General features: G+C 74.5%; 9 protein-coding genes. 2 read left to right on the top strand and 7 right to left on the bottom strand.

Annotated features, from left to right (window positions below; translation table 11 throughout):
- Positions 1–7: 7 nt before the first annotated feature.
- On the bottom strand, positions 8–691 hold the full coding sequence (locus tag JN535_RS07560; protein WP_205204440.1) for an HAD family hydrolase: 684 nt from the start codon (positions 689–691) through the stop codon (positions 8–10).
- Positions 692–772: 81 nt separating this feature from the next.
- Between JN535_RS07560 and JN535_RS07555 the strand changes: the two genes are divergently transcribed.
- Positions 773–1,513, top strand: a complete 741-nt coding sequence (locus JN535_RS07555) for an aspartate/glutamate racemase family protein (protein WP_205204438.1) — start codon at positions 773–775, stop codon at positions 1,511–1,513.
- Between the two features lie 37 nt (positions 1,514–1,550).
- Here the strand turns inward: JN535_RS07555 and JN535_RS07550 are convergent, their stop codons facing one another.
- Both JN535_RS07550 and JN535_RS07545 read right to left on the bottom strand, forming a co-directional pair.
- The gene (locus JN535_RS07550; RefSeq protein ID WP_205204430.1) at positions 1,551–2,036 is read right to left on the bottom strand and encodes a hypothetical protein; all 486 of its coding nucleotides are present in this window, start codon (positions 2,034–2,036) and stop codon (positions 1,551–1,553) included.
- Between the two features lie 5 nt (positions 2,037–2,041).
- Positions 2,042–2,932 carry a dihydrofolate reductase family protein gene (locus JN535_RS07545; RefSeq protein ID WP_205204428.1) on the bottom strand — a complete coding sequence of 297 codons (891 nt, stop codon included), beginning with the start codon at positions 2,930–2,932 and terminating at the stop codon, positions 2,042–2,044.
- A gap of 166 nt (positions 2,933–3,098) precedes the next feature.
- On the opposite strand from JN535_RS07545, the gene zapE reads away from it, so the two are divergent.
- Positions 3,099–4,097: a cell division protein ZapE gene (gene zapE / locus JN535_RS07540; protein WP_307868406.1), complete on the top strand. Its 999-nt coding sequence runs from the start codon at positions 3,099–3,101 to the stop codon at positions 4,095–4,097.
- 43 nt (positions 4,098–4,140) lie between these two features.
- Here the strand turns inward: zapE and JN535_RS07535 are convergent, their stop codons facing one another.
- The 4 genes from JN535_RS07535 to glgX all read right to left on the bottom strand — a co-directional run bounded on the left by JN535_RS07535 (position 4,141) and on the right by glgX (position 11,817).
- Positions 4,141–5,070, bottom strand: a complete 930-nt coding sequence (locus JN535_RS07535; RefSeq protein ID WP_205204418.1) for a polyphosphate kinase 2 family protein — start codon at positions 5,068–5,070, stop codon at positions 4,141–4,143.
- 14 nt (positions 5,071–5,084) lie between these two features.
- Positions 5,085–6,923, bottom strand: coding sequence for a malto-oligosyltrehalose trehalohydrolase (treZ, locus tag JN535_RS07530; protein WP_205204416.1), 1,839 nt, complete (start codon positions 6,921–6,923; stop codon positions 5,085–5,087).
- A 68-nt stretch (positions 6,924–6,991) separates the two neighbouring features.
- Positions 6,992–9,628 carry a malto-oligosyltrehalose synthase gene (gene treY / locus JN535_RS07525; protein WP_205204407.1) on the bottom strand — a complete coding sequence of 879 codons (2,637 nt, stop codon included), beginning with the start codon at positions 9,626–9,628 and terminating at the stop codon, positions 6,992–6,994.
- The gene (glgX, locus tag JN535_RS07520; protein WP_205204405.1) at positions 9,625–11,817 is read right to left on the bottom strand and encodes a glycogen debranching protein GlgX; all 2,193 of its coding nucleotides are present in this window, start codon (positions 11,815–11,817) and stop codon (positions 9,625–9,627) included. Before glgX ends, treY begins: the two co-directional genes overlap by 4 nt.
- Between the last annotated feature and the right edge of the window lie 190 nt (positions 11,818–12,007).

The raw sequence follows: 12,007 nt of genomic DNA, 5'->3' as shown, positions 1-12,007 counted from the left end.
CGCCATCCTACGGGCCGGGTACGGCCGCGCCCGGGCTGCCGTCGCTCGTGACGCCCTCACCCGCGGAGCCCTGACCGGCGCGGACGACGACGCCGTGCCCCGCCAGCACGCGCACGAGCTCGTCGTGGCCGCGCGAGACGTCCCAGTGCACCCCGACCATGCCCGCGGCGCGCGCGCCCTCGACGTTGCGCGCGGTGTCGTCGACGAAGAGCACCTCGCCCGGGTCCGCGCCGATCCGGCGCGCCGCCTCGAGGAAGAACCGCGGGTCCGGCTTGGCGAGCCCGAGCTCGCACGAGTACCAGCTCGTGTCGAACTCGGCGTCGTAGCCGAGCGTCCGGCGCATGAACGGCACGCGCCGGCTCTCCTGGTTGGTGCCGAGGTGCACGCCGTAGCCGCTCGCGCGGAGCGCCCGCACGAGGTCGAACGACACGTCCACGACCTCGAGCGCGTCGAACCAGATCGCGCGGTACACGTCCTCCGCCGGCTCCGCCACGCCGTAACGCTCCAGGCCGGCGGCGAGCACCGGAAGGTAGTCGCCGTCGCCCACGAGCATGGGCAGCTCCTCGCTCCAGGTCTCGAGCAGGAACTCCCGGGTCCGGTCGCCGAGGAAGCGCTCGACCGCCGCGTACCAGCCGTCGGGGAGGTGCTGGAGCACGCCGTCGGCGTCGAACAGGACGTGGCGCACGGTCATGGCCGCCACCCTAGCGGCGCTCTCCGGCACGGGACCTGTGGCCGTGGCGGCGGGCGGGGCCGGCCGCCGTAGGATCCACGGGTGACGTCGCGACCGGACCAGGACCTCGCCCAGCCTCTCGTCGGCGTGCTCGGAGGTGTCGGGCCGCTCGCCACGGCGTACTTTCTCCAGCTCCTCGTCGAGCTCACGGAGGCCGAGCGCGACCAGGACCACGTCGACGCCGTCGTGCTCAACCACGCGACGATCCCCGACCGCACCGAGTTCATCCTCGGGCGCTCGGACGCGGACCCGGGCCCGGTGCTCGCGCGCGACGCACAGCGGCTCGAGGGGTTCGGGGCGGACTTCCTCGTCATGCCGTGCAACACCGCGCACTACTTCACGCAGCAGGTGCTCGACGCGATCAGCGTGCCGTTCGTGTCCATCATCGACACGACGGTCGACGCGGCCCGGGCCCGGGTCGGCGACCTGCGCGCGGTGGGGCTGCTCGCGACGGCGGGCACCGCGTCGTCGGGCGTGTACCAGGACGCGTTCGCACGCCACGGCGTCGACGCTCTCGTCCCGGACGAGGCGGACCAGGGGCTCGTCTCGCAGATCATCTACGAGCAGGTCAAGGCGGGCAGGCCCGTCGACATCGAGACGTTCCGCGCCGTCACCGGCCGGCTCGTCGAGCGGGGCGCCCAGGTGATCGTGCTCGGCTGCACGGAGCTGTCGGTCGTCGCGGTCGACCACGACCTGCTCGCCGACCCGCTGTACCTCGACTCGACCGACCAGCTCGTCCGCGCGACCATCCGCCGGGCGGGGCACCGCGTCCGCGGGGAGTGACCCGGGCGCTGCCCCGGCAGCGCGGCGCGCGGACGCGTCAGCCGAGCTCGCTCGTGCCCGAGTAGAGGTGCAGCACCGGGACGTGGAGCTCCTCGCGAGCGCGGGACGCCCAGTCGGTGTGGAACGTGTCCTCGACGGCGTGCGGGTAGGTCACGACGACGATCTCGCGCACGCCGTCCGCCGCGACCGCCTTGTGCAGCGCGGGCAGCGGGTCGTCGTCGACGACCGCGCCGTCGGCCTCGCGGCCCGCCGCACGGAGCTCGGCCACGCTGCGCTCGAGCTGCTCGCTCGCCTCCGCCTTGGCCGTGGCGGGCGAGGGCTCGCGACCGAGGACCTCGTCCCACGCCTCCTTGAGCTCGCCCACGCTCAGGTGGTCGATGATCCCGGAGATCACGTTGCGCTCGGTGTCCGCGGGCACGAGGACCCGGTAGGCGAGCTGCTCGTCCTGGTGCAGCGACAGGATGTGCTGCACGTCGGCCGGGTTCAGCGTGTCTTCGGTCAGGACGAGGATCGTGTCGGTCACGCGCGTCAGCCTAGCGGGAGCAGCCAGCGCGCGGCGGTCGTACCGGCGGGCGACCCGGGCCGGTCGTCGGGGCTGTGCAGCAGGTGGGCGAGACGTGCACCTCGGGGCGGGAGCGCCGTCGTGCCCGACGGCGTCGTCCCGGCCACGATCCGGCCGGGACCGCGGCCGACGACGGTCGGCGTCGTGGTGACGCACAGCTCGTCGACGAGGTCCGCTGCGAGCAGGTCGCCCAGGAGGGTCGGCCCGCCCTCGGTGAGCACGCGGGCCAGGCCGCGGTCGGCCAGCGCGGCGAGCCCCGCGGCCAGGTCGACGGCGGCGCCCGGCTCGTCCTGGTCCTGCGTACCCGCGGTGTCCTGCCCGACGACGAGCACCCGGTCCGGGGGTACGTCCGCCCGGGCGGTGGCGGCCCCGGCCGGCGCGGTGAGCACGTAGGGCGGGCGCTCGCCCCGCGCGAGCGCCTCGGGCACGCGACCGCTGCGCGTCACGATCGCCAGCTCGAGCGGCGCGCCGTGCAGGTGCCGCAGTCCGCGCGGCCGGTCGAGCGCGGTGTACCCCTCGGCGCGCGCCGTGCCGGCGCCGACGAGCACGACGTCGGCGAGCGCGCGCAGGACCCGGAACACACGCCAGTCCGCGTCGTCGTTGATCGACCCGGACCGGTGGTCCGGGCCCCAGGCCGCGCCGTCGACGCTCGCGACCATGTTGGCGCGCACGACGTGCCGCCCGCGCGTCGGCGGCCCGTACGCGTAGAGGGCCGCGAGGCGCTCCTCCCGCGCGTCCGGAGGCACGTGCTCGGCGGCCGGCAGGAGGACGTCGAGCGGGGGGAGGTCCGTGCGGCCGACGGGCGGCCCGGCGGACGCCGCGGCGGGTTCGCCGGAGGGTGCCGTGGTGGAGGTCACAGCGGCCAGGCTAGCCGCAGGCGTAGGCTGGATCCTCGTGACTTCGCCCGTCGCCGGTGGCGCCTCGGCCCCGGCAGCCCTCCCCGGCACCTCCCGCGCGTCGGCCTCCGACGCGGCTCCCGGTGCGCACGGAAGCCCACGCGCCCTCTCCGACGTCCGTCCGGCCGTGCCGCCCGCGCGCCTGCTGGCCGACCTCGTGCCCCCGCGCCACTTCACCGACGCCCGCTTCTCCACGTACCGCGCCAACCCCGCCTTCCCGAGCCAGGCACGCACCGTCGCGCGGCTCGAGGAGGTCGCGGCCGCCGTCGTGAAGCCCGCGCGCAAGGGACTCTTCGGCGGGCGCAAGCAGACCGCGCCCGCGGTGTACATGGACGGCGGGTTCGGCGTCGGCAAGACCCACCTCCTCACGTCCCTCGCGCACGCCGTGGGCCTCGACGTGAGCGCCTACGGCACGTTCGTCGAGTACACCAACCTCGTGGGCGCGCTCGGCTTCCAGGCGACCGTGGACGCGCTCGCCACGAAGAAGCTCGTGTGCATCGACGAGTTCGAGCTCGACGACCCGGGCGACACCGTGCTCATGTCCCGGCTCCTGCGCGAGCTCGCCGACCGCGGCGTCGCTCTCGCGGCGACGTCGAACACGCTGCCCGAGGCGCTCGGCGAGGGTCGCTTCGCGGCCGAGGACTTCCTGCGCGAGATCCAGGCGCTCGCGGCCCGGTTCGAGGTGCTGCGCGTCGACGGCGAGGACTACCGCCACCGCGCGGTCGTCACCGACTCCGCCCCGCTGCCCGAGGCCGACGTCCGGGCCGCCGTCGTCGGCCGGCCGGGCGCCACGCTGGACACGTTCGACGACCTGCTCGCGCATCTCTCCCAGGTGCACCCGAGCCGCTACCGCGCGCTGCTCGACGGCGTCGAGGTCGTCGCGCTCACCGGCGTGCACACCGTCACCGAGCAGTCCGCCGCGCTGCGCCTCGTGGTCCTCGTCGACCGCCTCTACGACCGCGACGTCCCCGTGCTGCTCGCCGGGTCCGGCGACTACGCGGGCGAGCGGAGCCTGTTCACGGAGGAGATGCTGCGCGGCGGGTACCGCAAGAAGTACTACCGCGCGCTCTCCCGCCTCGGCGCGCTCGCCGAGGACGGTCGCGCGGTCGCGCGCGCGTCGGCCTGACGGCGGGCCCGAGGGGGCGCGGCGCCGCGGCTCACGTCGCGGCTCACGTGGCGGCGAGGCGCTTCTTCTCGACCTCGATGTCGAAGTCGGCCGGGGGCCAGCCGAGGTCGAGGCCGCGCAGCGCGTCGAGGAGCAGCTCGCTCACCGCGAGGCGTGCGAACCACTTGTGGTCGGCCGGGACCACGTGCCAGGGCGCGGCCTCGGTGCTCGTGCGGTCGAGGACGGCCTGGTACGCCTCCTGGTACGCCGGCCACTTCTGGCGCGAGTCGACGTCGTTCGGGTTGTACTTCCAGAACTTGTCCGGGCGCTCCAGGCGCTCCATGAGCCGGGCCCGCTGCTCCTCGTAGGACACCAGCAGCGCGACCTTGACGATCGTGGTACCCGACGCGACGACCTTCTCCTCGAAGCGGTTGATCTCGTCGTACCGTGCCTCCCAGACCTCGGGCGGCACGAGACCGTCGACGCGCGCGACCAGGACGTCCTCGTAGTGCGAACGGTCGAAGACCCCGATGTACCCGGGCTCCGGCAGAGCGCGGCGGATGCGCCACAGGTAGTGGTGCTTGCGCTCCTCGGGCGTCGGGACGCCGAACGAGCGGTGCGCGACGCCCTGCGGGTCGACGAGCCCGACGACGTGCCGCACGATGCCGCCCTTGCCCGCGGTGTCCATGCCCTGGAGCACGAGCAGCACGGAGCGCGAGCCGCCGGACCGTCCCTCGGCGAACAGGCGCTCCTGGAGCTCGGAGAGCTCGTCCGCGTGCCGCGCGACGAGCGCCTTCCCGTCCGCCTTGCCGCCCGTGAAGCCCGGGGTCGAGCCACGGTCGAACGCCGCGAGGTCGAACCCGGCGCGCACGCGCAGCGACTCGGTGGGCGCGACCTCCCAGTCGGCGTGGAGCGCCGCCGGCGCCGAGCCGGACCCTGACCCGGAGGCCGAGCCCTTGCCGTGCTTCTTCCTCGACTTCTTCTTCGTCGACATGGGCGTGAGCGTAGTCACACCCGGGCCAGGACGGCGACCGAGCGCGCGGGGAGGTCGACGCCGCGCCGGTGCACGCTCGTCGCCGGGTCCCACGCCGCGAGCACGTGCGGCGTCCCGCCGAGCGCGAGCCGGAGCCGCCGGGGCGCGTCGCCGAGGTTCACCGCGACCGCGACCGTCCCGCGATCCACGACGAACGCCGGCCCACCCTGCGGGGCCGACGCCGTCGCCGGCTCCTCGCCCGAGCCGTCGTCGTCCACGCCTCCGGGGCCGTGCAGCCGCACGACCGAGAGGTCGCCCGAGCGGACGTCCGGGCGCGACCGCAGCGCCACGAGCGCGCGGTACCACGCGAGCAGGCGCGCGTGCTCGCCGCGGTCGCGCTCGGACCAGTCGAGGACGCTCGCGTCCCGGGTCTGCGGGGCCTGCGGGTCGGGGACGGGCGAGCCGTCGGACCACCCGTGGTCGGCGAACTCGGCGGCGCGGCCGCGCCGCACCGCCTCGGCGAGCTCGGGCTCGGCGTGGTCGGTGAAGAACTGCCACGGCGTGGACGCGCCCCACTCCTCGCCCATGAAGAGCAGCGGCGTGAACGGGGAGACCAGCACGAGCGCGGCGGCGGCGGCGAGTCCGCCGCCGTCGAGCGTCGCCGAGGTCCGGTCGCCGAACGCGCGGTTGCCGACCTGGTCGTGGTTCTGCGTGCTCACGACGAACGCGTGGCCGTCGGCCCCCTCGGGCACCGGGTGGCCCCACTCGCGGCCGCGGAAGGTGGAGAACGTGCCGTCGTGGACGAACACGCCCGTGAGGGCCTTGCGCAGCACGGCGACCGACCCGAAGTCGACGTAGTAGCCCTGCCGCTCGCCCGTGAGGAGCGCGTGCACCGCGTGGTGGACGTCGTCGGCCCACTGGGCCCGCATGCCGCGTCCGCCCTGCTCGACGCCCGTGACCGTGGCCGGGTCGTTCTCGTCCGACTCGGCGACGAGGGTGAGCGGCCGCCCCAGCGCCTGCTCGACCCGGTCGACCCGCCGCGCGAGCTCGGCCAGCAGGTGCGTGGGGGAGTCGTCGACGAGCGCGTGCACGGCGTCGAGGCGCAGCGCGTCGACGTGGAACTCGACGAACCACCGCTCGGCGTTGTCGATGACCCACTCGCGCACCTCGCGGCTGCCCGGGCGGTCGAGGTTCACCGCCGCGCCCCAGGGGGTCGTGTGCGCGTCGGTGAAGTAGGGGCCGAACTCCGGCAGGTAGTTCCCCGACGGTCCGAGGTGGTTGTAGACGACGTCGAGCACGACCGCGAGGTCGCGCGCGTGCGCGGCGTCCACGAACCGCTGCAGGGCGCGTGGCCCGCCGTACGGCTCGTGCACCGCGTACAGGTGCACGCCGTCGTAGCCCCAGCCGCGCTCGCCGCCGAACGCGGCGACCGGCAGCAGCTCGACCGCGCCGACGCCCAGGTCGACGAGGTGGTCGAGCCGGTCGATCGCCGCGTCGAGCGTGCCCTGCGGCGTGAACGTGCCGACGTGGAGCTCGTAGAGCACCTCGCCCCGCACGTCCCGGCCCGCCCACGCGTCGTCGGTCCACGCGAACGCCGCGTCGAACGTGCGGCTCGGGCCGTGCACCCCGTACGGCTGCCACGGGCTGCGCGGGTCGGGCCGGCCCGGTCCGCCGTCGACCGCGAAGCCGTAGTCCGTGCCCCACGGCAGCTCGTGGTCGTAGCCCCACCAGCCGGGCACGTGCGCGCCCACGAGGCGCAGCGGTCGCCGTTCGGCGCCGTCGAACGTGCCCGAGCCCGGCTCGGGCAGGAGCAGCTCCACGCCGCGCGCCGTCGGTGCCCAGACGAGTGGACGCGGGCCCGGCACGGCGAGCATGGGGGTCGACCGGGGCGGGGGGACGCGGGAGGCGGGGGCACCGGGGGTCGACGGCGTCGGGCCGGCCGTCATGGCGCGTCCCCCGCGGGCTGGGTCTCGCGTGTGCTCGCGACGGCGGCGCCCGCCGCGTCGTCCCGGTCGACGAGCAGCGCGACCGGGAGGTCGGCGAGCAGGTCGGCGACGCGCACCGTGCCGGACGGGTGCTCCCGCCCGGTGAGCACGTCGACCCAGACCCCCGTGCCCTCCGGGAGCGCGACGACGTGGTCGCGCCACCCGCCGAGGCGGTCGACCGTGCCCGCGAGCCGCGTCGCGACCGTCACGACGCGCGCCACCGGCGCGGCGTCCGGTCCCACGCCCGCGCCGCCCGGCGTCGTGCGCGCGAACGCGAGCGCGCACGGCGTCGACGCCGCGACGGGCGCGTAGCCCGCGCCGTCGCCCACGAACGCGTCGGCGAGTGCGCGGCGCAACCGCAGCGCGCGTGCGGTGACGAGCAGCTTCTCGTCGGCGAGCGTGCGTGCGGGCGCCCCGCCGTCGAGCCGCGCGAGGCGCTCGGTCAGCGCCTCGACGTCGACCGGGCGGCGGTTGTCGGGGTCCACGAGGGTGGGCCCGTAGGTCTCGGCCCCCTGGTAGACGTCGGCGACGCCCGGCGCGGTGAGTCGCACCAGGGTGATCCCGAGGCTCGCCGCGCGCAGCTCCTGGCGGTGCTCGCGCGACCACCGGGCGAAGGCGCCGGTCACGGCGGGGTCGGCGAGCGCGCGCCGCGCGAGGTCCGTCACGGCCTCCTCGTAGGCCTCGTCGGGGCTCGTCCAGGACGTCGCGACCTTCGCCTCGCGCAGCGCCTTGCGGAGGTAGTCGACGAGGCGGTCGGGCCCGATCGCCGCGTCCGATGCGCCGTCGGCCGGGTCGGTGGCGGCGTCGACGTCGGGCAGCCACGTGCCCGCGACGGTCTGCCACAGGAGGTTCTCGGCGAGGCCGTCCACGAGCACGCCGCGGTACGGCGCGGTCGCGCCACGGACCTCGTCGACGAGGCGCGACCACCCCGCCGCGTCCTCGGACAGCACCCCGAGCGCCGCGCGCGTGTCCTCGCCGCGCTTGGTGTCGTGCGTCGACCCGGCCGTGAGCGCGTGCGGGGTGAGCGCGGCGAACCGCTGCGCGAACGCGTGCCAGTCGTGCACGCCGAGGCTGAACCGGTCCGGCTCGCCCCCGACCTCGCACAGGCTCACGAGCTCGGTCCAGCGGTAGAACGCCGTGTCCTCCACGCCCTTCGCCGTCACCGCGCCGCACACCTGCTGGAATCGCACGACGAGCTCGTCGCGACGAGCCTCGCGTCGTCGGCCGGCGCTGCCGACCTCCCGGCCCAGCACGAGGTCCACCACGACGTCGAGAGTCTCCGCACGCTGCGGGTCGAGCCGCGCCCGAGCATGCTCGGCCGCCTCCTCGACCGCACGGACCGCCTCGTGCCGCGGGGGCGTGCCCGGGACGACGTACGCCCGGTACCGGTCGAACGCGACGAGCAGCTCGCGCAGGCACTGGTGCAGACCGCGCCACGTGTGGTCGCGCAGCCGCGGGTCGTCGTGGCAGACGGCGGCAGCCAGGTCCGTGAGCCGGTGCACCTCCGCGTACAGCGGACCTGCGACGACCTCGCGCTTGGCCTCCTCGACGAGCCCGCCCAAGCCGCCCGGCGCCGCGCCCGTCAGTCGGGTCATCACTGCGTCGAGGCCCGACCGCCCGCCCGGGTCGACGAAGAGCTGCTGGAGCCGCCACGCGACGTCGTACCCCGTGGTCCCGACCGTCGCCCAGTCCGGCGGCACCTGCTCCTCGCCCGCGAGGATCTTCTCCACGACGACCCACGCGCCGTCCGTGCGGTCGGCGAGGCGCTGGAGGTACTGCGCCGGGTCCGCGAGGCCGTCGGGGTGGTCGATGCGCAGACCGTCGACCGTGCCGTCGGCGACCAGGTCGAGGAGGAGCCCGTGCGTCGCGTCGAAGACCTCCTCGTCCTCGACCCGCACCGCCACGAGCGACCCGACGTCGAAGAACCGCCGGTAGTTGAGCTCCTCGTCGCCGACGCGCCAGAACGCCAGCCGGTAGTGCTGGCGCTCGACCAGCTCGGCGAGCGGCAGGTCCTCCGTCCCCGGGCGCACCGGGAAGACGTGGTCGTAGTACCGCAGGACGCGGCGGGGGGAGCGTTCGCCCGGCACCGACACCTCGTCGAGCACCAGCTCGCCCGCCGCGAGCACGTCGCCCAGGCGCGCGCCGAGCACCGGCATGAGCACCGCGCCCTCGCCCGCGGACCAGTCGACGTCGAACCACCGCGCGTAGGGCGAGTCGGGGCCCTCCTCGAGCACGGACCACAGCGCGCGGTTGTGCCACGCGGGGGTCGGGACCGCCATGTGGTTCGGCACGACGTCGAGCACCATGCCGAGGCCCGCGGCCCGGGCGCTCGCGGCGAGGCGCTCGAGCCCCTCGCGCCCGCCGAGCTCGTCGCTGACGCGCGAGTGGTCGACGACGTCGTACCCGTGCGTCGAGCCGGGCGCGGCCTGCAGCACGGGGGAGAGGTAGAGGTGCGTGACCCCGAGCGACGCGAGGTAGGGCACCTGGCGCGCGGCGTCGTCGAACGTCAGGTCGGGGCCGAGCTGGAGCCGGTACGTCGAGACCGGGACGCCGCGCGGCGCGGCGCCCGCGCGGACGTCGGGGGCGGCCGTCATCGCAGCGGCGGGCGGGTCAGGACGATGACGCTGCGGCCCGTCACGGAGACCGTGTCGCCCGGGTGCAGGGAGTCGCCGACGTCCACCGTGCCGTCCGTGTCGAGCACGACGTCCCACTCCTGCCCGTACGCCGCAGGCGGCACCGTGAACTCGAGCGCGTCCGAGTGGGCGTTGAGCAGCAGGAGGAACGAGTCGTCGACGATCGGCTCGCCGCGCCGGTCGTGCTCCGGGATCGCGTCGCCGTTGAGGAACACCATGACGGTGCGCGCGTACGCGTGGTCCCAGTCCTGCTGGTCCATGCGCGACCCGGTGATGTCGAGCCACTCGATGTCGGGCAGCTCGTCGTCGGCCGTCCCGGACCCGTCGCGACCCACGAAGAAGCGCCGCCGGTGCAGCACGGGGTGGTCGCGGCGCAGCCACACGACGCGGCGGGCGAAGTCGAGCAGCGCGGCCCGCTCGTCGTCGAGGCCCTCCTCGCCGCCCCAGTCCATCCACGTGATCTCGTTGTCCTGGCAGTAGCCGTTGTTGTTGCCGCCCTGCGTGCGCGCGACCTCGTCGCCGTGCGCGAGCATGGGCACGCCCTGGGAGAGGAGCAGCGTGGCGAGGAAGTTGCGGCGCTGGCGCGCGCGCAGCGCCCGGACCTCGGGGTCGTCCGTCGGCCCCTCGACGCCGCAGTTCCACGACCGGTTGTGGCTCTCGCCGTCGTTGTTGTCCTCGCCGTTGGCCTCGTTGTGCTTCTCGTCGTAGGAGACGAGGTCGTTCAGCGTGAAGCCGTCGTGCGCCGTGACGAAGTTGATCGACGCGATGGGCTTGCGACCGCTGTGCTCGTAGAGGTCGGACGAGCCCGTGAGCCGGCTCGCGAGCTCGGGCAGCGTCGAGGGCTCGCCGCGCCAGAAGTCGCGCACGGTGTCCCGGTACTGCCCGTTCCACTCGGTCCACAGCGGCGGGAAGCCGCCGACCTGGTAGCCGCCGTCGCCGAGGTCCCACGGCTCGGCGATGAGCTTGACCTGGGAGATCACCGGGTCCTGCTGCACGATGTCGAAGAACGCCGAGAGGCGGTCGACCTCGTGGAACTGCCGGGCCAGGGTCGCCGCGAGGTCGAAGCGGAACCCGTCGACGTGCATCTCGGTCACCCAGTACCGCAGCGAGTCCATGATGAGCTGGAGCACGTGCGGCGAGCGCATGAGGAGCGAGTTGCCCGTGCCCGTCGTGTCGAAGTAGTGCGCCTCGTCGCCGTCGACCAACCGGTAGTACGCCTTGTTGTCGATGCCGCGGAAGCTCAGCGTCGGGCCGAGGTGGTTGCCCTCGGCGGTGTGGTTGTAGACGACGTCGAGGATGACCTCGATGCCGGCCTCGTGCAGCGCCTTGACCATGGTCTTGAACTCCATGACCTGCTGCCCGCGCGTCCCGTACGCCGCGTAGCCGTTGTGGGGGGCGAAGAACCCGATGGTGTTGTAGCCCCAGTAGTTGGACAGCCCCTTGTCGACGAGCGTCGGGTCGTTGACGAACTGGTGCACGGGCATGAGCTCGACCGCCGTGACGCCGAGCGTCACGAGGTGCTCGACCACGGCAGGGTGGGCCATGCCGGCGTAGGTGCCGCGCAGCTCCTCGGGCACGTCCGGGTGGAGCATCGTCATGCCCTTGACGTGCGCCTCGTAGATGACGCTGTCGTGGTAGTCCCGGTTCGGCGGGCGGTCGTGGCCCCAGTCGAAGTACGGGTTGATGACGACCGAGACCATCGTGTGCCCGGCCGAGTCGTCGTCGTTGAGCGGGGGAGCGGCCGGGGGCTGGTCGCCCTGGCCGCTCTCGGCGGGATCGTCGGCGCGCGCGGCGTCGTCCGCATCGGCGAAGCGGTAGGAGAACAGCGACTCGTCGCCGTCGACCTGCCCTTCGATCGCCTTCGCGTACGGGTCCAGCAGCAGCTTCGCCGGGTTGCAGCGGTGGCCGTTCGCCGGGTCGTACGGGCCGTGCACGCGGTAGCCGTAGCGCGTGCCGGGCCCCTTCCCGGGCAGGTAGACGTGCCAGACGTGCGCGTCCACCTCCTCGAGGTCGACGCGGGTCTCGGTGCCGTCGTCGCCGAGGAGGCAGAGCTCGACGCGCTCGGCCACCTCGGAGAACAGGGCGAAGTTCGTCCCCGTCCCGTCGTAGGTGGCGCCCAAGGGGTAGGGATGGCCTGGCCAGGTCTGCATGCCCTCGAGGATTCCACGCACCCCGGGTCGCTGTCGTCGCAGGAGGCACCCGGCGCCGCGTGACAGCCGACACTCGGCAGAAAAAGTGTGCCAAGCGCACGTCGTCCGTCTGGTGTCCGACGCGGTCGTCTCACCACGTCGAGCCTTGACCGCGGCACGCCGCGGACGGTCGTGCACGGCGGCGTCGGAC

This window comes from Cellulosimicrobium cellulans, from assembly GCF_016921195.1.
Lineage (GTDB): Bacteria > Actinomycetota > Actinomycetes > Actinomycetales > Cellulomonadaceae > Cellulosimicrobium > Cellulosimicrobium cellulans_F.
Note: the sequence above shows the minus strand (reverse complement) of the source record. Positions and strands in the feature narration are given on the sequence as shown.

Bases quoted from the DNA above. Each gene is read 5' to 3' on its own strand.
- JN535_RS07560 (WP_205204440.1), bottom strand. From the start codon at position 691: ATGACCGTGCGCCACGTCCTGTTCGACGCCGACGGCGTGCTCCAGCAC.
- glgX (WP_205204405.1), bottom strand. From the start codon at position 11,817: ATGCAGACCTGGCCAGGCCATCCCTACCCCTTGGGCGCCACCTACGAC.
- treZ (WP_205204416.1), bottom strand. From the start codon at position 6,923: ATGCTCGCCGTGCCGGGCCCGCGTCCACTCGTCTGGGCACCGACGGCG.
- JN535_RS07535 (WP_205204418.1), bottom strand. From the start codon at position 5,070: ATGTCGACGAAGAAGAAGTCGAGGAAGAAGCACGGCAAGGGCTCGGCC.
- treY (WP_205204407.1), bottom strand. From the start codon at position 9,628: ATGACGGCCGCCCCCGACGTCCGCGCGGGCGCCGCGCCGCGCGGCGTC.